28 protein-coding genes are annotated in these 23,183 nt (G+C 49.8%); 26 read left to right on the forward strand and 2 right to left on the reverse strand.

Features of this window, described 5'->3' with window-relative positions:
* Positions 1 to 18 precede the first annotated feature (18 nt).
* The 4 genes from ACLEXF_RS00500 to ACLEXF_RS00515 all read left to right on the forward strand — a co-directional run bounded on the left by ACLEXF_RS00500 (position 19) and on the right by ACLEXF_RS00515 (position 2,293).
* Positions 19 to 258 carry a hypothetical protein gene (locus ACLEXF_RS00500; protein WP_050597314.1) on the forward strand — a complete coding sequence of 80 codons (240 nt, stop codon included), beginning with the start codon at positions 19 to 21 and terminating at the stop codon, positions 256 to 258.
* Positions 259 to 298: 40 nt separating this feature from the next.
* Complete coding sequence (locus tag ACLEXF_RS00505) at positions 299 to 691, forward strand: DNA-binding protein (RefSeq protein WP_049114843.1); 393 nt, start codon at positions 299 to 301, stop codon at positions 689 to 691.
* Positions 692 to 890: 199 nt separating this feature from the next.
* A complete protein-coding gene (locus ACLEXF_RS00510; protein WP_423265694.1) occupies positions 891 to 1,922 on the forward strand; it encodes a DUF968 domain-containing protein in 1,032 nt (343 codons plus the stop codon).
* Between the two features lie 11 nt (positions 1,923 to 1,933).
* On the forward strand, positions 1,934 to 2,293 hold the full coding sequence (locus ACLEXF_RS00515) for an antiterminator Q family protein (protein WP_129550460.1): 360 nt from the start codon (positions 1,934 to 1,936) through the stop codon (positions 2,291 to 2,293).
* A 233-nt stretch (positions 2,294 to 2,526) separates the two neighbouring features.
* Here ACLEXF_RS00515 and ACLEXF_RS00520 read toward each other — a convergent pair whose 3' ends face one another.
* Positions 2,527 to 5,691: a metallophosphoesterase gene (locus ACLEXF_RS00520; protein WP_423265695.1), complete on the reverse strand. Its 3,165-nt coding sequence runs from the start codon at positions 5,689 to 5,691 to the stop codon at positions 2,527 to 2,529.
* An 861-nt stretch (positions 5,692 to 6,552) separates the two neighbouring features.
* Between ACLEXF_RS00520 and ACLEXF_RS00525 the strand changes: the two genes are divergently transcribed.
* From ACLEXF_RS00525 to ACLEXF_RS00535, 3 genes are read left to right on the forward strand one after another with little or no spacing between them, the layout of a single operon-like run.
* The gene (locus tag ACLEXF_RS00525; protein WP_004111739.1) at positions 6,553 to 6,789 is read left to right on the forward strand and encodes a class II holin family protein; all 237 of its coding nucleotides are present in this window, start codon (positions 6,553 to 6,555) and stop codon (positions 6,787 to 6,789) included.
* Positions 6,767 to 7,297 (forward strand): lysozyme, encoded by a 531-nt coding sequence (locus ACLEXF_RS00530; protein WP_023317949.1) that lies wholly within the window; start codon positions 6,767 to 6,769, stop codon positions 7,295 to 7,297. Before ACLEXF_RS00525 ends, ACLEXF_RS00530 begins: the two co-directional genes overlap by 23 nt.
* Entirely contained in the window at positions 7,294 to 7,806 is a 513-nt protein-coding gene (locus ACLEXF_RS00535; RefSeq protein WP_129550462.1) for a DUF2514 domain-containing protein, read from the forward strand. The genes ACLEXF_RS00530 and ACLEXF_RS00535 overlap by 4 nt, the downstream gene beginning before the upstream one ends.
* A gap of 234 nt (positions 7,807 to 8,040) precedes the next feature.
* On the opposite strand, the gene ACLEXF_RS00540 is transcribed toward ACLEXF_RS00535, so the two are convergent.
* Positions 8,041 to 8,301 (reverse strand): hypothetical protein, encoded by a 261-nt coding sequence (locus ACLEXF_RS00540; protein WP_423265696.1) that lies wholly within the window; start codon positions 8,299 to 8,301, stop codon positions 8,041 to 8,043.
* 316 nt (positions 8,302 to 8,617) lie between these two features.
* Here ACLEXF_RS00540 and ACLEXF_RS00545 point away from each other — a divergent pair, with 316 nt between their 5' ends.
* From ACLEXF_RS00545 to ACLEXF_RS00635, 19 genes are all read left to right on the forward strand, one after another.
* Positions 8,618 to 8,980 (forward strand): HNH endonuclease, encoded by a 363-nt coding sequence (locus ACLEXF_RS00545; RefSeq protein ID WP_117064037.1) that lies wholly within the window; start codon positions 8,618 to 8,620, stop codon positions 8,978 to 8,980.
* Positions 8,932 to 9,249, forward strand: coding sequence for a hypothetical protein (locus ACLEXF_RS00550; RefSeq protein ID WP_016160653.1), 318 nt, complete (start codon positions 8,932 to 8,934; stop codon positions 9,247 to 9,249). Before ACLEXF_RS00545 ends, ACLEXF_RS00550 begins: the two co-directional genes overlap by 49 nt.
* On the forward strand, positions 9,246 to 9,677 hold the full coding sequence (locus tag ACLEXF_RS00555) for a hypothetical protein (protein WP_077272073.1): 432 nt from the start codon (positions 9,246 to 9,248) through the stop codon (positions 9,675 to 9,677). The genes ACLEXF_RS00550 and ACLEXF_RS00555 overlap by 4 nt, the downstream gene beginning before the upstream one ends.
* A 248-nt stretch (positions 9,678 to 9,925) precedes the next feature.
* Entirely contained in the window at positions 9,926 to 10,360 is a 435-nt protein-coding gene (locus ACLEXF_RS00560) for a phage terminase small subunit P27 family (protein ID WP_023297387.1), read from the forward strand.
* Complete coding sequence (locus ACLEXF_RS00565) at positions 10,360 to 12,081, forward strand: terminase large subunit (protein WP_049115063.1); 1,722 nt, start codon at positions 10,360 to 10,362, stop codon at positions 12,079 to 12,081. Before ACLEXF_RS00560 ends, ACLEXF_RS00565 begins: the two co-directional genes overlap by 1 nt.
* On the forward strand, positions 12,075 to 12,254 hold the full coding sequence (locus ACLEXF_RS00570; protein ID WP_020318187.1) for a hypothetical protein: 180 nt from the start codon (positions 12,075 to 12,077) through the stop codon (positions 12,252 to 12,254). Before ACLEXF_RS00565 ends, ACLEXF_RS00570 begins: the two co-directional genes overlap by 7 nt.
* Complete coding sequence (locus ACLEXF_RS00575; RefSeq protein ID WP_004148010.1) at positions 12,254 to 13,513, forward strand: phage portal protein; 1,260 nt, start codon at positions 12,254 to 12,256, stop codon at positions 13,511 to 13,513. Before ACLEXF_RS00570 ends, ACLEXF_RS00575 begins: the two co-directional genes overlap by 1 nt.
* 36 nt (positions 13,514 to 13,549) lie before the next feature.
* A complete protein-coding gene (locus ACLEXF_RS00580) occupies positions 13,550 to 14,470 on the forward strand; it encodes a S49 family peptidase (RefSeq protein WP_100097636.1) in 921 nt (306 codons plus the stop codon).
* Between the two features lie 77 nt (positions 14,471 to 14,547).
* Positions 14,548 to 15,834 carry a phage major capsid protein gene (locus tag ACLEXF_RS00585; protein ID WP_023279519.1) on the forward strand — a complete coding sequence of 429 codons (1,287 nt, stop codon included), beginning with the start codon at positions 14,548 to 14,550 and terminating at the stop codon, positions 15,832 to 15,834.
* Between the two features lie 59 nt (positions 15,835 to 15,893).
* On the forward strand, positions 15,894 to 16,208 hold the full coding sequence (locus tag ACLEXF_RS00590; protein WP_423265697.1) for a hypothetical protein: 315 nt from the start codon (positions 15,894 to 15,896) through the stop codon (positions 16,206 to 16,208).
* Entirely contained in the window at positions 16,189 to 16,506 is a 318-nt protein-coding gene (locus ACLEXF_RS00595) for a head-tail connector protein (RefSeq protein ID WP_020317538.1), read from the forward strand. Before ACLEXF_RS00590 ends, ACLEXF_RS00595 begins: the two co-directional genes overlap by 20 nt.
* Positions 16,503 to 16,841, forward strand: a complete 339-nt coding sequence (locus ACLEXF_RS00600) for a phage head completion protein (protein ID WP_021462607.1) — start codon at positions 16,503 to 16,505, stop codon at positions 16,839 to 16,841. Before ACLEXF_RS00595 ends, ACLEXF_RS00600 begins: the two co-directional genes overlap by 4 nt.
* Positions 16,822 to 17,211, forward strand: a complete 390-nt coding sequence (locus ACLEXF_RS00605) for a hypothetical protein (protein WP_100097633.1) — start codon at positions 16,822 to 16,824, stop codon at positions 17,209 to 17,211. The genes ACLEXF_RS00600 and ACLEXF_RS00605 overlap by 20 nt, the downstream gene beginning before the upstream one ends.
* 5 nt (positions 17,212 to 17,216) lie before the next feature.
* Positions 17,217 to 17,609 carry an HK97-gp10 family putative phage morphogenesis protein gene (locus ACLEXF_RS00610; RefSeq protein ID WP_176553765.1) on the forward strand — a complete coding sequence of 131 codons (393 nt, stop codon included), beginning with the start codon at positions 17,217 to 17,219 and terminating at the stop codon, positions 17,607 to 17,609.
* A gap of 31 nt (positions 17,610 to 17,640) precedes the next feature.
* Complete coding sequence (locus ACLEXF_RS00615) at positions 17,641 to 18,102, forward strand: major tail shaft subunit (RefSeq protein WP_014228913.1); 462 nt, start codon at positions 17,641 to 17,643, stop codon at positions 18,100 to 18,102.
* Between the two features lie 57 nt (positions 18,103 to 18,159).
* Entirely contained in the window at positions 18,160 to 18,525 is a 366-nt protein-coding gene (locus ACLEXF_RS00620; protein ID WP_014228914.1) for a phage tail protein, read from the forward strand.
* A gap of 232 nt (positions 18,526 to 18,757) precedes the next feature.
* On the forward strand, positions 18,758 to 22,093 hold the full coding sequence (locus tag ACLEXF_RS00625) for a phage tail tape measure protein (RefSeq protein ID WP_122927449.1): 3,336 nt from the start codon (positions 18,758 to 18,760) through the stop codon (positions 22,091 to 22,093).
* Complete coding sequence (locus ACLEXF_RS00630) at positions 22,093 to 22,431, forward strand: phage tail protein (protein ID WP_014228916.1); 339 nt, start codon at positions 22,093 to 22,095, stop codon at positions 22,429 to 22,431. The genes ACLEXF_RS00625 and ACLEXF_RS00630 overlap by 1 nt, the downstream gene beginning before the upstream one ends.
* On the forward strand, positions 22,428 to 23,183 hold the full coding sequence (locus ACLEXF_RS00635) for a phage minor tail protein L (RefSeq protein ID WP_100097630.1): 756 nt from the start codon (positions 22,428 to 22,430) through the stop codon (positions 23,181 to 23,183). The genes ACLEXF_RS00630 and ACLEXF_RS00635 overlap by 4 nt, the downstream gene beginning before the upstream one ends.

The raw sequence follows: 23,183 nt of genomic DNA on the forward strand, positions 1-23,183 counted from the left end.
GTGAGTAAAAAACAAGAAATGCCGAACACCGGCTATGCAATTATCAGATGCGACGATGGGGTGATCGTTGCTCGTCTTACATCCTTTCCTGTGTGCGAGCGCGCTTTAATGTACCGGCGCGGCGACACTGTTTCGTTTATGCCTTTGCAGCCGGATGAGATCGTGGGGACTCTCTCTCTTTTTTCACAGATGATTGAAAAGGCTAAGTCTGGAGTTGGTTACCAGGTTCCCCCTGGTTCTGTTACAATCCCGTCATAGGCCTGAACAACCTATACCTGCTGCGTCGCGGAGAGAAACCATGACGCAAACCCCCGAAGTATCAAAATCCCATCAGACTGGTGCTCCTTCATCGAGCGCCGGTTTGCTTTCGTCTTCAAAACTAACTTTTCGACAGCAGGAAGTTTTCGATCTGCTGGTGGCCTACATCAATCAGCATGGCTACCCACCTACGCTATCTGAGCTGGCCGATATGCTCGGCGTTAGCTCGTCTAATGCTGTCCTGTTGCATCTGCGTGCGTTAGAGAGAAAAAATTTTATAAAACTCTCTCGCCGTGTCTCCAGAGGAATTTCCATCGTCGGGAGAAAGGAGCCTGTGCTCGCCGTGCAGCTGCTGCAGGAAATGATCGCTGAAGAACCCGGTGCGCGTGAAAGAGCGATTGAGTTTTTGCGACTGTTCGGTGATCAGCCATGAAGAAAAGTTGGTTTTTACACGAGCAACTTTCAGAGGCTGAGGCTACAGAGCTGGTGGAGCGATACCGTAAAAATAACTGTGTGGTTGAGAAAAGCTTGTCCAGAGACTTTGCATCGTGGGAGATCCGCGTGCTGTTGCCGGAATCGAAGAAGCCGCCACGGATTGACAGGACCTACATACAGAAGATGTGGAGGGACTGATGCGAGCTTTGCTTAACGTGGATATTGCACGCCATCTTGGAATTGTGCTGCTTAAGCCGGGTAGTGAATTAATGCCGTTATTCGGTGCCGGCCGAGTTCTTGTTGAAATGCCGCCGGCAAGCATGAAAAAGATACCCAGTGGACGTCTTCCTGATGCCCGGCAGCCGTTGCGGGATGATATGGGGATCAGACCTTTTTTCATGAAGAAGGCAGTTATCACTGCAGCTGGTGGGGTTAGTGCCCTCGAGTCATGGTTGCGTAGGCAGGTTAAAAACTGTCAGTGGACACATTCCGATTACCATCACCATGAGCTCGTCCCGTTTCGCCATTCGACGGGTGTAATAATCGCATGCTGGCACTGTGATAATGAGCTGAAAAACCAAACGGAAAAAACCCTCAATCAACTGGTAGGTGTTAACAACGCTGACTGGGTAATCGACACTGCCCGCATCGCGCTTGGTCTGGACGCTCAGCGCTCATTGTCACTGGCGGAGCTATGCTGGTGGGCGGTAGGCGCCGGGATTGGCGATGAAATTACAGAAGAAATGGCGCGCCGATCCCTGCGTATTAAAGACGATGGCATTAAATCGGTTTACAGGGAGAGTGAGATTGTTCCGTCGGTACCGGCCACCAGCATTCTTTCTCCCCGTCTCGAAAAAGCAATCAAGCCAACGGCAATAACAATGCCGGGCAAACCTCTGGTTCCTGTGAACGTCGATCCTGTTGCACCGGCGACACTATTCGCGAGACCTAAGCGGAGCCGATGGTTATCAGCTGACTTTATCTCATGGGTTAAAAAACAGCCGTGTATGTGCTGCGGGCAGCCTTCAGATGATGCACACCATCTTATTGGCTGGGGGCAGGGCGGCGTAGGCACCAAGGCCCACGATATTTTTACGATCCCATTATGCCGCAAGCACCACCGCGCTTTGCACCATGACCCTGTCGCTTTTGAGAGCGAACATGGCATCCAGCCGGTGTTGATTATTAAATTGCTGGACCGGGCATACTCGCTCGGTGTTCTATCCTGAGGAGCTTTAAAATGAGAGACATGTACGAATTAATGGACCGTTGGGGAGCTTGGGCGGCATCTGACAATAGTGGTGTTGACTGGCAACCCATTGCTGCTGGGTTTAAAGGTTTGCTGCCTCACGGAAAGAAAACACGCCAGCAATGTGATGATGATGAAGGCATTATGATAGACGGCTGTATTGCACAGTTGCGTAATTATAGACCTGCAGAATATGATATTGTTATATCCCATTTTGTGTTATGTCAATCGCTCAGAACAATAGCAAAAAAAAGAAAGTGCTCAGAGGGTAGAGTTCGTAAGGACATGAGTTTGATCTTAGGTTTTATATCGGGTTATCTTATTGGTCGGGAAAATGTTGATTTGCAATGATCACAATGTTGACTATACTATTAGACACAGAAAGGGTTTTTAATTATATGGGGATAGCATGAGTCAGTTTAATAAATTAATGGAAATGCACTTGCTACTTTCGAGGGAACTTATTTCTTCCAGTAGAAAGAATGCAAAGAAGTATATGGGTGATAAAAAACCTGAGGCTAATAACGTGCAGCGGAAAAACTATCTCTCATCAAGCAAGGCAAAATGATGAGAGATAATGTTTTTTATTTAATTATGCCGTCATCATTAATGGCAGACATTGCTCTGCTAATTGTTGACATACTGGTCATTTTCTTTTCGGTTGCAATTTTTCTCAAAGTGTTTTTCAGATTTTCAATATCTTTCCTAGGTAAGTCATAGTTGCTAATAATTGCATGGTTTATTTTAAAGAATAAAGATTCTTGTACTACATTGTTTTTTACTTTAGATAGTTCGTTTACTAATGGTATAATGTTTTCGTCTTTTATATCCATTAATACATATCCAAGAATAGCATTTTTTACTTCGTCCGTAGTTTTTTCTCTAGTTGCCTTAATGATATTTTCAATTCTTGGTTTTTTTGATGATATAACATCGGTCATAACCATTTGAATATTATTTGGCATTGCAGACCGGACTAAAGATAACACAGTCTTAAATAGTTCGATAACTTTCTTTTTCTCACGTTCTGAAAGATTGTCTTCAGCCATTTTATTTTCTAAAGCAGGCAGTATATATGGAATTACATAAGACTCATCCATCATTAAAATGAAGGATTTCATATAAAAAATGTATCCTTCTGTTATGTCATCGAATATATCAATTGTTTTTTCAGGGTCCATTGTTAACTCTGTATTTCTAAACACTCTCGAATACAAGGATAAATTCTGGAGTAAAATATTTGGCAGACCTGTTTTGTTATCTTCTTCTTCAATGGTGATTTCACAACTTTGGCCTTCGGAGTTTAAAGGTGCTACTTCATCAAGATGATTATCATTAGCAATCTTATCTGACTTCAGCTTTTCGACATAAGTTTCTACATCCTCCCTAGAGGAAATAAGATCTAATATTGAAATGCGTTCCATTGAGTTGATGTCTAACTGATTAACATCCGTGTTCTTTTCCTCTTTAATGGTTGAGGCCATTTCATCAATAATTAATTTTGTTCTTTCTTGTAAGATTTTTAAGAGTTCAAGGCTTGAAGCATTTTGAGATGCGTAATACTCTACAACTTTATCTAGTAATAAGTAATTGTCAGGGCTTAAAATTTTATTTTTTAATTCCTCGTCATGCTTCATAAAATATGATATGGCATAGTACATGAAGGAAGGCTGAGAAAAAGTTATCTCATTTTTATTTAAAGTTAAAATTCCGCTTTGAACCAATGGGTCGATAAAATCTTGTATATTATAATTGGATAGTGTTTTTTTGTTAAAATTAATTGCTAGCTCTAAGACTTCATTATTAGAAAAGAATGTTTTCTCATTGTCAAAACAATGCTTCCCAAAATATCCAAGAAAATGTAGTAGCTCTTTGTATTGCGGTTTATCTGAGGGTGTTGTCATTATGTGTTTTTTTAATAGAATTTCAATGAAATTCTCAATTATATCAGATTCACTCAAAATTCCTTTGATGTCAGGCTCTACTTCAAATATCGCTAGTAACATAGAATATATGAAATAATTATGCGGGAGTTGAGAGTTGTTAATTGTTTTAGTTATTTCATTGTAAAGTTTGTTTTCGCCAGAATATTGTATGGCAAATTCCCATCTTGAAACAATATCTCGAACATTACATCTTCTCAATGAACCAATCGAAATTGTTTTAAAATTATCAGGGCTTTGCTTTAATAAATTGGTGATGATTTCCGTGTTGTTATTTTTATCGCAAGATACAATATAGCGGCATGAACTGTTCTCCTTCATATAATCGAGTAAGGGTTTTAGTTTTTCTCTCTTCAGATAGTCAATGTTGTCAATAAATATTGTACAGTTCCCATTTTCAATCATGGATTTTATCTTATCTTCAAAGCTTGTTGATAGCTCTGCAGAAAAGTATGAATTGCATAATGTTCTGGATATTTTATGTGTGTTACTTAAGTCATCTTTAATACAGTCAATATAAAAATGAATAGAATCTATTATTTTGTATGTCTGTTTCTCAAGTCCTTTAATAAACATGTATTTTAAAAGTGATGTTTTCCCTGAACTATGTGCACCAAAAACAATGATATTATCATTATTGTTAATAATGTCTTTTGTAGCATTTATTTTTATTTTATCTAACGGGATTGAATCGTCTTCTACATAGTTAGGCTCGGTAAATAAAGTTCTTAGCTTCTTTTTCTTTTCGTTAGCTATGCCAATATTTATTAATAAGTCAGTGTCGACATCATTTAACATCGATGACGATACTGACGCAAATTTGGATACATCAAAATTAATCATGGTGTTAGTAGAATAGTTAAATTCCCCACCATTTCCTCTTTCTGTCCATGGCACATAGGATTCAAGTTTTTGATCAAACTTACGGTAAATGATACGACCGTCATCAACACTATTGGCATTATTAAAAAGAATTAAAGAATAGCCGCTTTGAGCTTCTCTAGTATCGAGTGTACCAGCTTGTAAAAAGAGGGTGATTCCCTCGTTAAAGTTATTTTCTTGTTTTTGTTGGAAGTCATGCATATGACCATAACATAGCATTGATATTTTTTTTTCGATAAAAGTCGAAAATATGTTTCGATCTGTATTCTCAAGCCAATCTAAGGGATGGTGAACTAGGCCTATGATTTTCGCATCTTGAGGGAATCTGACTCTATCAAGTATTTTTAACTGGCTTTCTGTAATTCTGAGATTTGAGTGATCTGAATCATCCTGCGCTAACCAAGCGCTGTTTATGCACATTACAAATAATTTATTGCTTATCTTAAAAACTTTACACAGTGCCCCATTGTGCTCGATATTTTTCTTATTGAATGTTGAGGTTGTATATTTGTTGTATTCTTCCGATCTTGGCCACACTTCTTGGTTTTTGTCTAAGCCACTAAAAATCTCTGATAACTGCTCATTCGTAAATTTATTTCGTAATGGTTTCTCAGTTAGCTTAATTGCGGATCGATTCATATCATGGTTGCCGGGAACCATGAAAACGCTATCTGAATTTAATCCTAATCCTGTCAGTAAAGGGGTGAGAAATGATTCTTGAAAGGAATGGAATTCTTCTTGACGGCCTGAAAACGATATATCTCCAGTAAAAAAAATTGTATCGATACTAAAGTTGGAGTCTTTTTTAAGTGATTCAAGATCCTCGAGAATATAATTAACAGTTTTTCTTGCTTGAGATTCATGAAAGCCGTAACTCTTATTCACTGATAAATGCAAGTCAGAAATGTGCAGTATGTTCTTCATTATTATCCTTAATGCTGGTGTGCGGAGAGAAATGAGTTTCTAAATTGAAAGATATATGCTTGTTATTACAGTTACGCACTGTTTACAAGTGCACTTTCGGGAAAGTGTGATCAATATCAAGATTGATGTTGATTGGAAGGTTTTGTGTTGATTTGAAATCATATCTGTGAATGGTGTTGTGCGTACGCAATATTTGTTATAGAGTAAAAGAATGGAACTTTTTGGCTGTCAACAAATGCTTCTTTAAGAATTGTTACTATAATATGGTACCTTAATAATTGCTTTAAAGGACTCTTCATCGTCATATTGTTTTTTTATATTAATGATACTGTTATGAACTATATACGGGTAACTACAATCACCGGCTTCTGTCAAGCATTCTGATTTTTCTGGCTAGGGGGATCACTTCTTCCCCGCTTTGTGACATCAAAGCCAGCCTCTGAGGTTTTTGCTTAATCCGCTATAAAGAATAACTAAATCTGTTTTCATTGCTGAAAACATATATTAATCAACAATTACGACTGTTCGAGCTAGTAGATAAAAGAGGGTTACTACTGGATTCAGCGCGATAGTATCGTCGATGTGGCGTACTTCACTACTGAAGAGTTTGAAAACCAGAATGTTACTTGAGTTTGGAACCTGCCATGAATGATGGCATTTTCCATAACGGTCATTTAGTGATCCTTTAAGGTCCGCTGCAACGATTTTTTTAAATAAATCACATATTAATTCCCTGGCACCCGCCGGGGATTTTTCATTTTCAGGCTCATGGAATCACTTCTTACCCCCCCGTTACGTTAGAGCCCGCGAGCCTGATCCTTTTCCAACACGCACAGCACCCGCGCTCAGCGAGGTGAGAGTATGTATCGCATGGACAAACTAACAACCGGCATTGCATATGGCGCATCAGCTGGAAACGCCGGGTTCTGGATGCTTCAGGTGCTAGATAAAGTCAGTCCATCACAATGGGCAGCTATTGGCGTGCTTGGCAGCCTTCTTTTTGGTCTGCTTACGTACCTGACGAATCTGTATTTCAAAATTAAAGATGACCGGCGCAAAGCGGCACGGAGTGGTGATGGGAAACAGAGCGAAACTTAGTGCCGCAATGCTGGCCCTCATGGCTGCTGGTGCATCAGCTCCAACATTGATGGATCAGTTCTTGGATGAGAAAGAAGGAAACAGCCTTACAGCGTATCGCGATGGCAGTCAGGGGATCTGGACAATTTGCCGCGGGGCCACGCGTATAGATGGTAAACCCGTCACTCAGGGTATGAAACTGACCAAGGCCAAATGCGATCAGGTAAACGCGATAGAGCGCGACAAAGCGCTGGCATGGGTTGATCGGAATATCCATGTCCCTTTGACCCCTCCACAAAAAGTAGGCATTGCCTCGTTCTGTCCATACAACATCGGGCCCGGAAAATGCTTCCCGTCTACGTTCTATCAGCGGATTAACGCCGGTGATCGTAAAGGCGCATGTGAAGCGATTCGCTGGTGGATAAAGGACGGAGGGAAGGATTGCCGGGTGCGCTCCAATAACTGCTATGGGCAGGTAACACGCCGTGATCAGGAAAGTGCGCTGACCTGCTGGGGGATTGACCAGTGAATGCAACTTACTTAAAGCCAGCTATCGCCGCGGTGATTATTGCTGGTGCCTTTGTTGCTGGTTTAGCCTGGAGCGATCGGGCATGGGAAAAGCGGTGGGCAGAACGTGATAGCGCCGAATCGTCCCAGGAAGTTAACGCGCAAACCGCCGCCCGGATGATTGAACAGGGGCGTCTGATCGCCCGCGATGAGGCCGTAAAGAATGCTCAAGCGCAAACAGCTGCAGCGCGTACTGCTGCCGCTAATCTCTCTGATACTGTTAGCCAGCTGCGGCAGCAGGCAAAAAACCTTGCCACCCGTCTGGACGCCGCAAGCCACACCGCAAGTCTTGCCGCTACCGTCAGAAGCAAAACAACCGGCGCCACCGCCGGAGTGCTCGCCGACATGCTTGGAAACCTTGCAGAAGAAGCTAGACGGTATGCTGCAATCGCTGACGAACGCTACACAGCGGGAATGACCTGTGAGCGGATTTACGAATCGGTGAGTATCCCTATAACCATTAAAAAATAGATGTTTAGACATCCATTAAAAGGATTCTAGTGAGAGCGGAAACTATGAGAATAAGTTCAGACGGACTAATTAATTAGTTTAATTGAATGAATTTTGAAAGAAAAGTAAGGGAGTCCATGAAACGTACCCTCAAGAATGAGCCACATGTTTATGTGAGACGGAATAATAAACTTCAAAATGTAAAAGACAGAAAGTGTGCTGATCCTACCTTTCTGTCTTCATTAATTAAGCCAACTACTGTACCTTTACATCGACTTTATCTATCAGCTGAAGCATGATTTTCTTTTCTGCCGTAGCAATTGCTGGAGCATTAAACGGGGTCAAATCAGCACTTTCTATCAGTTCTTTTACCCCTTCACGTTTAACAAGGCCTGCACCAATCATTGCAGAAATAATGTATATCGTTAATTCAGATCTTATGTGTAAGTGAGTTGTAACACCTTCAAGCTTCTGAATGCGAGCTTCAAAGTTTTCTATACGTTGCTCTAAAGACATTGTATTTCCTTATCAGAGGTCATCAGCCATCCCTCTATTAACGGAATGCGCCCGTGTCCCACCACGGGCGGGCTGAGGAGTAACCTTACACTCTGATGTGGAATAGTAACACCCTGATATTTAACCAGTAGCCTCGCATCTGCGGGGCTTTTTTATTCGCAAAGGTACATGATGAATAGCTTAAAAAATGAATACGTAGGTGGGAAGCTGGTGGCGATTGAGTGTAACGGATTGTCATGCTCATCGCTGCCCTTTTCACAGCTTCCCATCGACAGTACCGCTTTAACTCTCCCTCAACTCATGCTCGAGGACGTTTATGCCGCCACGAGCTAAACGACCTTGCCGGCACAGAGGATGCGCGAATGTGACCAATGATGTCGGTGGATACTGTGAGATGCATCGGCAGCAACACGCTGGTGATGGCTGGCGTAACTACCAGCCCGGAAAAACTCGGCAGGAACGTGGTTATGGTCGACCGTGGGAAATTAAACGGGCCCGTATCATGAAGAGGGATAAATACCTTTGTCAGAACTGCAGGCGAGACGGTATTGCCACGAAAGCCTCAAGTGTCGACCACATCATTCCTAAAGCTCATGGCGGTACCGATGATGACTTTAATCTGGAGTCATTGTGCTGGACCTGCCACAGCAAGAAAACAGCAACAGAGAGAACCCGATGAAGAGTTTCAAAATTGAATACGTTGATGGCGTTTTGACCGTTCTGGAGACGGATGGTCAGTCACGAATGAATGAAGCCGTGCATGGCATCCATTTTGAGCATGTCCAGGGCGGCCGCCCACTGCTGAAACTGACGATTGCGCATGATATTGCACCGGCACCGGCTGCTGAGTCGGCTCAGGAACCTTTAGTGGGTGAGCTGGTACAGGAGCAACAATCTCCGCTTCCCGGCGGCCGTCGTTCCCGCCATCGTAGGGGAGGTAAGCAATGATGTATAAACGCACGGATCTGACGCTCTCTATGTTCTATGCATCCAGCGCTGATGCAGACGGGAACAAAGTGGCTACGTTGACAATGCAGGTTATTGCGGCAGAGGCTGGAGCCGTCCAGACCAGCCAACTGCTATGCATCACCGATAGCGCGAAGAAAAAAACGTATAGCGTAGGTGAACAATCTGTCAGTAATGGTTCCGATCCGTTGCTGGTCGCGATTGAGAATTACTGGCGTCAGAGTACGGATACTGTCGTTAAAGGTTTGATCGCCGAGGTGACCGACTTCATCGCGGGGAACATCAACTCAGTGAGCACCTGGATCGGTCAGTTTGGGATGAAGGTGTTCGAGAATCAGCCATTAGATGAACGGCTACCAGAAAGCGTACTGCAGGCCGATGGAGGCTCCGCTACAGCGACAGGATCCTGACCGCCGGAATAACACTGGTGTTCATTGAACGTCTGAGATATGCCGGCCCACGCAATGCGAACCGTATTCGCCGCCGGCGCATCCGGAATGAGGACCTCCACCTCGACTGAGGCAGCTGCAGCCAGGGGGTAGGGGGGAGCAAATCCCTGACCCCTTTCGCGCTTCGGGACTGCCCGTTGAAGTCTATTTTTACACGCCAGAAATAAGAAACTTTTTTCCGGAAGGTTTCATCTATCAAAGGAACGTTTATGGCCGGAGGAATTCGATCGTCCGGTGGTGGCCGAAAACCCACTTTACCCACCGGGCAAAAAAGCAAATTAACACGTATTGCGCCTCCCGCTGAGTTAATGGGGGAGGCGGCAATAAAAATGTGGAAGACGCAAAGCAAAATACTCATCGACCGAGGGGTGTTTGAGCTGGAGGACGCACCTTTGTTGCTGGCTTACTGCAATGCTTTTCATCTGATGCTCGAAGCCGAAAAAATGCTGGCCAGCGGACTGACCTCAGAAAGTGAAATGGGGGGCCTGAAAAAACACCCTGCAGTTAATGTCCGGAATGACTCGGTTTCCCAGCTTGCCCGCCTGGGCTCTCTGTTGGGGTTAGATCCGCTCAGTCGTCTTCGCATGACCAGCGGACAAAAGGATCCGGATGATGACGGGAATGAATTCGATGAGTTTGACTGATGGCAACCTATCCGAACGTCAATGCAGCGAACCAGTATGCGCGGGATATCGTTGGCGGGAAGATTCTGGCGTGTCAGTTAACGATACTTGCCTGTCAGCGACATCTGGACGACCTCGAACGAGCAAAGGATCCCCACTGGCCCTACCGCTTCGATAAAAACAAAGCAGAACGATTTCTTCGTTTTGCCCAGAAAATGCCTCATACCTCAGGGGAATGGGCCCGGCGTAAACTCCGGATTGAATTTGAAGCCTGGCAGAAGTTCGCTCTTGGCGTACCGTTTGGATGGGTACACAAGAAGACAGGCCTGCGTCGTTTCTCTGAAATCTATATCGAGGTGCCCAGGAAGAACGGGAAATCCGCTATTGCCGCTGCTGTAGGAAATTATATGTTTTGTGCAGATGGCGAGCATGGTGCAGAAGTCTACTGCGGCGCCACGACTGAAAAACAGGCATGGAAGGTATTTTCTCCGGCGCTGCAAATGGTGAAAAAGCTGCCGGCATTGCGGCAAAAATTCTCGATAAAACCCTGGGCAAAAAAAATGACGCGCCCTGACGGTTCGGTTTTTGCGCCGGTGATCGGTGACCCGGGGGATGGTGATTCGCCATCATGCGCCATCATTGATGAATATCACGAACATACTACTGATGCGCTTTACACCACCATGACCACCGGTATGGGGGCTCGTGAACAACCGATGACACTGATCATCACCACTGCCGGCTATGACATTACATCCCCTTGCTATGAAAAGCGTACTCAGGTTGTCGAGATCCTGCGGAAAACCCGTAATGGCGAGGAAAATGAAACCATATTTGGGCTGATTTATGGCCTTGATGACGATGATGACTGGACGACTCCTGAGGCATTAATCAAGGCAAACCCCAACTATGGCATTTCGGTAAAAGCAGATTTTCTCCGGGCTAAACAATTATTGGGTATGTCGACGCCCGGGCAGACAAACAAGATTCTGACCAAGCATTTCAATCGCTGGGTAAGCGCAAAATCAGCTTATTACGACCTGAGAAAATGGATGGATGCAGCCGATAAAAACCTTAAGTTGTCAGATTTTGAAGGGGAAGAATGCTGGCTGGGTATCGATCTGGCCTCGAAAGTTGACCTCAATGCCGTGGTTCCAGTTTTTCGTCGTGAAATAGACGGAATAACACATTTTTACTGTGTTTCTCCTCTGTTCTGGGCACCCGAAGAAACCATTTACTCGCAGGAGACCGCGCTGAAGAGTACCGCAGAACGTTATCAATCCTTTGTCCGGCAGGGTAAGTTGATCCCGACCGATGGTGGTGAAGTTGATTACAGGCTGATATTTGAAACGATCCTGAAGCTGCGGAATACCGTAAAAATTGCCCAATGCCCCATTGATCCTTATGGCGCGACTTCATTACGTCACATGCTTGAGGAAGAGGGGCTTGAGCCTGTCGAGATAAGACAAAATTTTACCCACATGAGTGATCCTATGAGAGAGATTGAGGCTGCGCTCATCTCGGGGAGATTCCATCATGACGGACACCCCGTCATGAACTGGTGTATTTCCAATATCGTCGGCCAGTACCTTCCCGGAAGTGACGATATTGTGCGTCCCGGGAAGGAAGGGCGGCAGAACAAGATAGATGGTGCGGTTGGTTTAATGATGGGGCTGGGGCGCGCCATGCTTAACAGTTCAGTGATGACATCCGTATACGATGAGGAAGATATAGCATGCTAATTTCAGTTTTGAGTTTTATTGTCGGCCTCACTGGTGCTGGATTGTTATCCGCAGGTGCCTGGCTTATTTCTCCATCAGTGGGATTGATAACAGGAGGGATTATTTGTCTGGGCTGGTCATATATGACAACCCGGGCCTTTTCCTCCGGCGTCAGCAATGGCGGAGGTGAATAATGTTCCTTCCCCAGATGTTCAGGGGCCGACAATATTCGGGTAATAGCTTCTGGGAAGCCATGCTGGGTGGGGTTCGTTCAAGCCAGAGCAAAACTGGCATCATAATCACGCCGGAAACCGCTCTGGGACTTTCAGCGGTCCGGGCCTGTGTCACCCTCCTGGCGGAGTCCGTCGCGCAGCTGCCGTGCGAACTTTACCGGCGGGATAAAAATGGCGGGCGACAGCGTGCGACGGACCACCCGGTTTATGACCTGATTCACTCCCAGCCCAACAGGAAAGACACCTCATTCGAGTATTTCGAGCAGCAGCAGGGGTTGCTGGGGCTGGAGGGAAATTGCTACTCGATCATCGAACGGGACGGAAAAGGCTACCCGAAAGAGCTGATCCCCATTAACCCGAAAAAGGTCATTGTGCTGAAAGGGCCGGACGGTATGCCGTATTACCAACTCCCGGAAGTCGGCGAAATTCTGCCGATGCGCATGATGCACCATGTGAAGGTCTTTTCTCTGGATGGCTATATCGGCAGTTCCCCCATTCAGACGAACGCCGATGTTCTTGGACTGAATTTGGCCGTTGAGGAGCATGCGGCCGCGACATTCCGGCGCGGGACAACGATGAGCGGGGTGATAGAGCGTCCGAAAGAGGCCGCGACCATTAAAAGCCAGGATGCTATTGATCGCCTGCTGGCGAAATGGACCGAGCGCCATTCCGGTATTCACAATATGTTCTCTGTGGCATTGCTGCAGGAGGGCATGAGCTACAAACAACTGTCGCAGGATAACGAAAAGGCGCAGCTGCTACAGTCGCGGCAGTGGGGCGTGGAAGAGGTCTGCCGGCTCTATAAAATCCCGCCACATATGGTGCAGATGCTGGCGAAAGCGACCAACAACAACATTGAACACCAGGGCCTGCAGTTCGTGATGTACACGCTGCTGGCATGGCTGAAACGCCATGAGGGTGCGCTGCAGCGCGATCTGCTCCTGCCCAGCGAACGCCGCGATTTGTACATCGAGTTCAACGTTTCCGGGCTGCTGCGAGGCGATCAGAAATCACGCTATGAATCTTATGCGCTGGGCCGCCAGTGGGGATGGCTATCCACTAACGATATCCGGCGTATGGAGAATCTGCCGCCAATTGCTGGCGGGGACAAATACCTGACGCCGCTCAATATGGTCGACAGCGCGAAGATCCTTCCTGGCGATAAGTCGCCGACAGCAAAACAGCTGGCCGAAATTGAAACCCTTCTGGCCAGAGCCTGATTATTTCCCGCCACGCGGGATGACCTGGAAGACAACATGACAACGAAATTAATTAACCTGCCGCACCTGGCAGATATGGTCTTTGGTGTGCCGCATTACGTGACGCGGCAAACAATGGACTCCGTGAAAGCGGTGCTCATCCCCCGTATTCAGGGGATCACCGAAGATGCCGTCATTCAGATGGCGCTGAATCCGGGTAAATCCCCTGCAGCTGAGCAGGTCCAGCCCACCGGCGGGGTGGCGGTGATCCCCGTTCACGGCATTCTTGTTCCACGCCGGGGGCAGATTACGGCGATGTGCTCCGAGCTGACCAGCTACGAGCGGATCCGCGGGCAGCTGCAGGCGGCGTTAAACGACCCCTCAATCAGCGAAATCGTTCTGGATATTAACTCCGGCGGCGGCGCAGCGGTGGGGTGCAAGGAACTGGCCGATTACATTTATCAGTCTCGCGACACGAAACCCATCACGGCGATTGTGAACTACAGCGCGTATTCCGCCGCGTATTTCATCGCATCGGCCTGCAGCAAAATCATCGTCAGCCAGACCAGTGGCGTGGGGTCGATTGGTGTGATCATAGAGCACCTCGATACGTCGAAGATGGAAGAAAAAATGGGGCTGACGTTCACCACCATTTACCGGGGAGATAACAAAAATAATGGCACCCAACATGAACCACTGAGTGAAGAGTCGCTGGGTATGTTCCAGGGCATGATCGACGAAATGTACGAGACGTTTACGGGGTCGGTGGCCGAATATCGCGGCCTGAATCAGCAGGCCGTCATTGATACGCAGGCGGGGCTGTATTTTGGCCCTGGCGCTGTGTCCGCCGGCCTGGCGGATGAAGTCTCTGACCCCCAGGCGGCGATCAATGCTATCGCGGCAAAGTATCAGCAACCCCGTCAAAAAACCTCCATTCAGATGCAGGCAGCCGCGATGGATCTGCAAACCAAAATGTAACCCGGCGCAAACACAAACCGCGTCACCTTAAGCAGCCAGCAGGCTGCTTTTTTTATGTCTAAAAAGAGAGAAATAAAATGCCACATATTGAAGAATTGCGTCGTCAGCGTGCGGGTATCAACGAACAGGTTCAGGCCCTGGCAACCATTGAAGCCAGCGGCAGCACGCTGACTGCGGAGCAGCTGACGGAGTTTGCGAACCTGCAGCAGCAGTTCACTGATATCAGCGCCAAAATTGAACGCCTGGAAGCCGCCGAACGTGCTGCGGCGCTGGTCGCAAAACCCGTGAAAGCGACTCAGCAGGCCCCCGGCATTATTGTTAAGCAGGAGCCGAAACAGTACACCGGTGCTGGCATGACCCGACTGGTGATGTCTGTCGCCGCAGGCGCAGGGAATCTGCAGGACGCGGCAAAATTCGCTTCAGAAGAGCTGAATGACCAGTCCGTATCGATGGCCATTTCCACCGCTGCGGGTTCCGGTGGAGCGCTCATCCCGGAGAACATGCAAAACGAAGTCATTGAGCTGCTGAGCGACCGTACCATTGTCCGTAAGCTGGGTGCCCGCTCCGTTCCGCTGCCTAACGGCAATCTGACGTTACCGCGCTCGGCTGGCGGTGCAACGGCCAGCTACACCGGCGAAGGAAAGGATGCCAAGACGTCTGAGTCAAAATTCGACGACGTAAAACTGAGTGCCAAAACCATGATCGCCCTGGTCCCGATGTCGAACCAGCTGATTGGTCGCGCCGGTTTTAACGTTGAGCAGCTGGTCCTGCAGGATATTCTGACCGCCATCGCTGTTCGTGAGGATAAAGCGTTTATGCGCGATGATGGTACCGGCGATACACCTATTGGTATGAAGTCGCGTGCGACGCAGTGGAACCGTCTGCTGCCGTGGGAAGCGGGTTCCACGATCAACCTGAACACGGTTGATGAGTACCTGGACAAGATTATTCTGATGGCGATGGATGGCAACAGCCTGATGATCCGTTGCGGCTGGGGTATGTCGAACCGTACCTATATGAAGCTGTTTGGCCTGCGTGACGGCAACGGCAACAAAGTCTACCCGGAAATGGCACAGGGTATGCTCAAGGGCTATCCGATTCAGTATACCAGCGCGATCCCTGTTAACCTGGGCGAAAGTGGTAAGGAAACGGAAATTTATTTCGCCGACTTCAATGATGTTGTCATCGGTGAAGATGGTTCCATGAAGGTCGATTTCTCCAGAGAAGCCACCTATCTCGATGCAGAAGGTAACCCAGTTTCCGCGTTCTCGCGTAACCAGTCGCTGATCCGCGTCGTCCTCGAACACGATATCGGCTTCCGTCATCCGGAAGGCCTGGTGCTGGGTACCGGCGTCCTGTTCTAACCCACCCCCTCTGTTAATAAAGCCCGCATATGCGGGCTTTTCCCTTTAAGGAGAATGCTATGGCTGCGAAAAATAAATCAGTGGAGCCGGAAGAAACGGTCGTACAGGACAACCATGCGACCGAGACCACACAGGACAACCATGCGACTGAGACCGCACAGGATAACCGTGCGACCATGGTCGCACAGGCAGAACGTAAATCCGTTGTGTTCCTCGGTCCGCATAGCCGTTATTCCCGTGGTGATATCGCGTGGTTTGAAGGATCGCACGCCGAAGAGCTGGTTAAGCGCCGTATCGCGGTATGGCCGAAGGATGCCGAACGCGCGCTGAAACCGAAGCCGGGAGACAGCGATTTTGATACTGACATTGGATGATGTGAAAACCCAGCTACGCCTGGAACTGGATTTCACGGAGCATGACGCCATGCTCACGCAAATGGTGAACGCCGCACAGCGGAGCATCGAGCGTGATTATTACTGCAAGCTGGTCACCAGTGATGAAGAGCTGCAGGCACTCCCGGAGACCGTCCGCGGATTTATCGCGGATGAAGATATCCGGCTGGCCATTCAGTTTCTGGTCAGCGATGCGTATCTGAATGGCCATACCGGACAGTGGCTGGAAACCGCTGCGGTGAGGCATCTTCTTTTCCCCCTGCAGGAGCATACGCTATGAACCTGAAACCGGGTGATATGAACTGTCGCATTGCGATTAGCTACGTTCAGTCCGGTCGGGGGCCGCTGGGCGAACCGCTACCGGAAAAGCAGGTTGAATCGGGAAAAGCGTGGGCAAAACGGGAGCTGGTATCGGGGCGAAAAGTCCGCACGCTGGATCAGCAGCAGGTGGTGGAAACCTGCCTGTTTACGGTCTATCCGGGTGTGCTGGTTGATATTGACTGGAAAATCACGACGAAAAATCTGGTTTATACCGTCCGGAATATCGACCGCAAAACGGACCGGATCATTATCACGGGGGAGGCTGACGGGCGGCATGATAGAGCTGGCGATTAAGGGTGCGCTGGAGCGCATCACCGGCATGAATGCGTATCCGCTTTTACTGCCGGACACGGTCCAGGAAGGAGCGACCTTTCAGCGTATCTCTGACCCGGAGATGGTCTCGGGAATGTTGCGAACGGGGATCGTCTCTGCCCGTATCCAGGTGAATCTGTACCGTCTCGATGATTACACCTCGCTGCTGCAGCTGGATAAAAAAATCTGGACGGAACTGAAGTCCGTCGTTCATGGCCAGCTGGAGGGTATCCCGCTTCAGTATGTGGAGCGAGGCGGTATCCATCAGGATAAAAACCAGCTGACGAATCGTCGCATTCAGTATCGCCTGACCCGCGATTTCATCATTCACTACGTGGAGGACTCCTCGTGATCCGAATGGAAGTTAAAGGGCTGGATGAGCTGGAGCGGCAGTTAATGGCCCTGGGCGAAAAAGTGGCGACGAAGGTATTGCGGGATGCCGGGCGCGAAGCGCTAAAGGTCGTCGAGGAAGATATGAAGCAGCATGCCGGCTTTGACGAAACGTCTGCCGGGCCGCACATGCGGGACTCAATCAAAATCCGCTCTTCCACCCGCAAGGGTAAAGGGAACGAGGTTGTAACGCTCCGTGTTGGCCCCAGCAAGCAACACCATATGAAGGCGCTGGCGCAGGAGCTTGGCACGGTTAAACAGGTTGCAGACCCCTTTATCCGACCCGCCCTGGATTACAACCTCCAGACCGTTTTGCGCGTGTTAACCGTGGAAATCCGAAACGGCATTGAAAACAGGTAGCATCCGCTGCCGTATAAAAAGAGAGAGAAACATGGCTGATAAAACTTCGCCTGAATATGCGATGTTGCCGGCGGGCACCATTGTGAAATACGGGGAGCCTGGCGCTGCCACGTCAGCGCTGAAACCGCTGATTAACTGTAAAGCGCTGGGTGCAATGGGGCAGACGGGGGGCTTTGTCGACTGCACCACGTTACTGGATAAGCAGAAACAGTCCATCAGCGATCTGCCTGACGGGCCTGAAAAGTCGCTGGGCTTCATTGATGATCCGGGCAATACCGATTTTGCCGCGCTGCTGAATGCAGCAGAGGCCCGCAAGACCATCCAGTTATACGTCGAATTACCCAACAAGCGAACAGCGACGATGCTCCTGGCGCTGTCCGGCTGGCAGATGAATGAAATCGCCGCTCCGGCGAATGAGGTCATCCAGATCACTGTTCAGGGTAAGCAGAACAAGATCACCTGGGGAACCGTCGCTGTCTCCGGCGGCGCCTGATTAACTTAACCTGTAAACAGCCACCTTCGGGTGGCTTTTTATTTTTAAGGACTACCTGTGAAAGATAAAGATTACCTGTCCACGCTGAAATCCGCGTTGCTTAAATCGGAGCCAACCGTCATTAAAACCGAGTTGTTTGGCGCCACCGTATTCATCCGCCGCCTGACCGGGGATTACCTCATCAGCTACGAAGAGAAAATGGCTGAAACCGCAAAAGCTGGCGCAGCGCGCGAGGCATCGGAGCAAGTCATCCAGATCGTCATCGATGCACTGGTTCAGCCGGATGGAACGGCCATTCCGGATGAGTTTAAACCCACGGCAGCCGAGCTGCTGAAGGCCCATGAAAACCCCGAACTGCTGGCCGCAGTGGAAAAAGTGAAGCAACACGCAATCGGCAAGCTGGAGGAAGCGGAAAAAAACTGAGTGACTCGCCCTGGCTGGAGCTGATTTTCTGGCTGGCCGACCGCTGGGGCGAGCCTGACCCATCCAAAATTGCCGCGTTGCCGGCAAACACGCTGTACCACTGGCGAGCCTACTTCCTGAAACAGGGCACTTTCCGCCGTCCTGGCGATGAAAACGCGCCACCTACCGAAACCACACCTGCGCCATCCCGGGTCGATGATGAATGCGCGGCAGTCATGAGGGCATTAATGTAATGGCAGACGTCGCATCTTTAGCGGTTGGGCTGCACCTGAACGCAGCCAGTTTTAAATCCCAGCTGCTGGGAGCGTATGGCGATGCGGAGAACCAGTCACGACGGTTTAACCGTAATGCCCAGGCGGACGCGAAAAAGACGGAAGACGCCTATAAGAAGGTCGGTCTGTCGATATCCGGGATGGCCAGCCGGCTGGCGGGGCTGGCAGGAGCCGGCCTTTCCATCGGTACGATCGTCACCACGTCCAGACAATATGGACAAGCGTTATCAGATCTGCAGGCCATCACCGGTGCGACTGCAGCTGAAATGAAAGCGCTGGATCTGGCTGCGCAGGAAATGGGGCGCACGACAGAGTACAGCGCCAGCCAGGCCGCCGAAGCGTTAAAGCTGATGGCGTCGGCTAAACCGGAGCTTTTAAAAACGTCCGATGGACTGCAGAAGGCTACGAACAGCGCGCTTATCCTGGCGCAGGCCGCCGGCACAACGCTGCCCGATGCGACCAGAACGCTGGCGCTCTCCTTAAACCAGTACGGGGCGAGCGCGCAGGAAGCGGATCGTTATATCAACGTGCTGGCCGCCGGCGCGAAGTACGGGTCGTCGGAGATTGTGGATACAGCGGCCGCCATTAAAAATGGTGGCGTTGCAGCCGCACAGGCCGGCGTTGGTTTTGAGCAGCTGAATGCCGCGATTCAGGTGCTGGCAGAGCGTGAAATTAAAGGCGGTGAAGCCGGCACGGCGCTGCGTAACGTCATACTGAACCTGGAAAAGGGCACAGACAAGAGCCTCAAGCCATCCGTGGTTGGTCTCAGCCAGGCGCTGACCACTCTTTCCGGGAAAAATCTATCCACGGCCCAGGCCGTAAAACTGTTTGGCGTGGAGAACCTGAATGCGGCGTCTATCCTGGTCCAGAACCGTTCAAAGCTTGATGAGCTGACCGCTTCCCTGACCGGTACCAAAACGGCGCATGAGCAGGCATCCATCAGGGTTAACAACCTGAACGGCGATTTGCTGGGGCTGAGCAGTGCGTTTCAAGGGATGGTCATTAAGATCGGCCAGAGCAGTAACGGGCCACTCCGCAGCGGGATTCAGGTTGCCACGGAGGCACTGAACAGCCTGGCAGACAATTTCAACACCGTCTCCAGCGTGGCGCTTTACAGCCTGATCCCCGTGTTATCCACGAAACTGACTGCAGGGCTGCGGGAGAATATCGCGGCTTGGCGGGAAAGCCAGGCGGCGGTAAAAGCGCGGGCGCAGGCTGATGCGGATATTGCCCGCAAAACGCTGGATTCGACAGCTGCCATCCTGAAACAGAACGACGCTGAGTTTGGCCACTACCGGCAGATGGAGCGGACGGCTAAACAGTACGGGATGAATATCAGTTACCAGGATGAGTTTACACGCCTCATCCGACAGGAAACTGAACAAACCAATCTGGCCAGCCAGGCGAAGCTGAAACTGGCGGCGGCAAACCGGCAATTGTCGATATCAGCCCGCGCGGCCTCCGTTGCGGTGGGGCTGGCAAGAGGTGCATTAAATTTAATCGGTGGTCCGTTCGGCGCCGCGATGCTGGCCGGTTCGGGCCTCCTTTACTTTCATGAGAAAGCAAAGGAGGCCAGGCAGTCAGCCATTGATTTAAAAGATGCCGTAGTCGAAACCAGTGAAGCGCTGATGCGCCTCTCGATTAACCAGCTAAATGTGAAGCAGTTCGACCTCGAGGATCAGTACGAAAACCAGGTCGTGCAGCGTAACCAGCTGATGAAAGAGATTCAGGATGCCGACAGTCGTATCGACAGCCTGAAAGGGTTTGACCCCTTCGGCCAGCTGGAAGGGGTAACAAAAGGCCAGGCGCGTGCACGGGCGGATCTCGATAGCGTTAACGAGGGACTCCGCAAAACCGAGGAAAACATTAAGCGTGTCAGTGATGCAAAAACACTGGCTCAGCTGGGTTTATCGGGAAAAATAACCTCCCTTACGGACGATCTGAAAGGGGCGTTAAGCACGCCCCCCAAAGAGACCGGAGATGGAAATCCCTGGGGCGGCGATGGCGGTACCGGCACGGGGAAAGGCAGTAAGTCCAAGGTCGACCAGTTCAAAACGCTGCGGCAGCAAATTGAAGAAGCCCATGCGTCCAGCCTGGCCAGAATTAACCTGCAGGAAAAGGACAGTAACAGGGAGCTGCAGGAAGCGGCGAAGAAAAATGGCGCCAGTGATGCTGACCTGCAGCGCGCGCTGTTAATGAACGCAGAGAATTACCAGAAACAGCGACTGGATCTGGCCGCGCAGTATTCCCCCGCCCAGGAAACTCTGCGAAAAGAGCAGGAAGCCAGCTGGGACCTGGCTGAGCTTTTCAAAGTCCGCCTTCTTGATGAAAAAGAGTACCAGGCCGCACGAATAACGCTGGCCAGAGATACTGCGAAAGAGCTGCTGCAGGCGCATGCCGATGAAATCGCTGCGCCGGCACTGGATATCGCCGGCGAAGTTGATCCACTGGTCTCGCTGCGCAATCAGCTTGCGCAGCGGCAGGCATTGCTGCAGGCGTACTACCAGGGCAGCGCGATCAGCAAAGAACAGTACGAAATGCTGATGCAGAAGGCGACGAAAGAATCCGCCGATGCGCAGTATCAGACGTCACTGGAGTTATACCGATCACAGGGAGAATTCCAGAGCCTGGCCGTCGGGTTATTTGAAACGGCCCATGAGCGCTCAAGCAACTTCCTGACGAGCATGCTGACGCGGACGAGAAGCTTTAAGGAGAACATGGCTGACCTGTTTTCCTCGCTCACGCAGTCGATCATAAAAAACCTCGTTGATATGGCCGCTCAGGCGCTGGTCACCAGTTCCGTCATGCAAACCATTATGGGCGTGGTGGGCGTCGGGACCAGCGTTGTCACGGGCGCTGCGGGCGCAGGCTCGGGGACGGCGATCCAGAATGCCGCCAGTAACTTCCAGTTCAACGCCAAAGGCGGCGTTTACGACTCGCCGTCGCTGAGCGCATACAGCAACCAGGTCTACGACTCTCCGCAGTTCTTCGCTTTCGCAAAAGGGGCCGGCGTATTTGGCGAGGCCGGGCCGGAGGCCATCATGCCACTGACGCGTGCCGGCGATGGTTCGCTGGGTGTACGCGCTGTCGGTGGTGGTCAGAACGCCGGCGCGTCGGAAGGGCCAAAAGTCTATATCACGATTGAAGGCGGAAACACCTCAACGCAGGCGCCGTCTGGTTTTGAGCAGTTTGGCCAGCAGATCGGCTCGTTTGTGGAGAAAAAATACAGGGAGCTGATGGCGCAGGATATGCGCCCTGGCGGGATGGTCTGGAATGCAGTTAAAGGGCAACGCTAATGGCTATTGAGATATTCACCTGGAGTCCGCGGGTTAATCCCCAGCAGACCGTTAACTTTCGTGTCCGGAAGGCGCAGTTCGGTGACGGGTATACGCAGGTATCCGGCGATGGTATTAACACCCGATCACAGGACTGGGAGCTGAGTTTTGTCGGTACGGAGGACTATATCCGCCCGATTAAGCAGTTCTTCGACCGTCATGCAGGCACCCGCGCGTTTCAGTGGACCCCGCCTCTGGAAGAGGTGGGGCTTTTCCGCTGCGAACAATATAAACCGGTGCCGCTGGGCGGCGGAAATTACTCACTTTCAGCCACTTTTATTCAGGCATTTAAACCATGAGCCTTAACGCGAATTATCAGAAGTTAGAGCCAGGCGATGAGGTTCGTCTCCTGGAGATCGATGGCCAGGCGTTTGGCCTGGATGAGGTTTTGTATTTCCACGGCTATAACGTTCCCCAAACTGCAGCCGAAATCCTCGCCGCTGGCGGCGACCTGGATAAGCTGCCGGCGAAAAGCATCTGGTGGCAGGGGCGGGAGTATAAAGCCTGGCCATGTGAAATCGAAGGGATCGAGTCATCCACCACGGGCAGCGACGCGCAGCCAACGCTGCGGGTAGGGAATATCGACGGAAAGATATCCGCGCTCTGTCTTCATTACGACGATCTGGCTCTGGCGCGGGTTGTTATCCACGACACGCAAAAACAGTATCTCGATGCGAAGAACTTTCCGGAAGGGAATGCCTCAGCTGATCCGACGCAGGAGAAACGGCGCCTTTTCTTCATCGACGTAAAGCATTATGAAGACGATGAGAAGGTGGAATTTACTCTCTCCAGCCCGTTTGCCCTGCAGGGGATGATGATCCCCACTCGCCAGCTGCATGCGATTTGCACCTGGTGTATCCGCAATCAATACCGCAGCGGTAACGGGTGTGACTATGCCGGCACCCGGTATTTTGACAGGAACAATCAGCCAGTTGATGACCCGTCGCAGGATGTCTGCAACGGAACGCTCACGGCCTGCAAATTACGTCATGGTGAGAATAGCGAACTGCCGTTTGGCGGGTTCCCTGGCACTTCATTAATCAGGAGCTGA

Origin of the sequence: Klebsiella pneumoniae complex sp. WS1778 (assembly GCF_049472055.1) — a bacterium.
Lineage (GTDB): Bacteria > Pseudomonadota > Gammaproteobacteria > Enterobacterales > Enterobacteriaceae > Klebsiella > Klebsiella quasipneumoniae.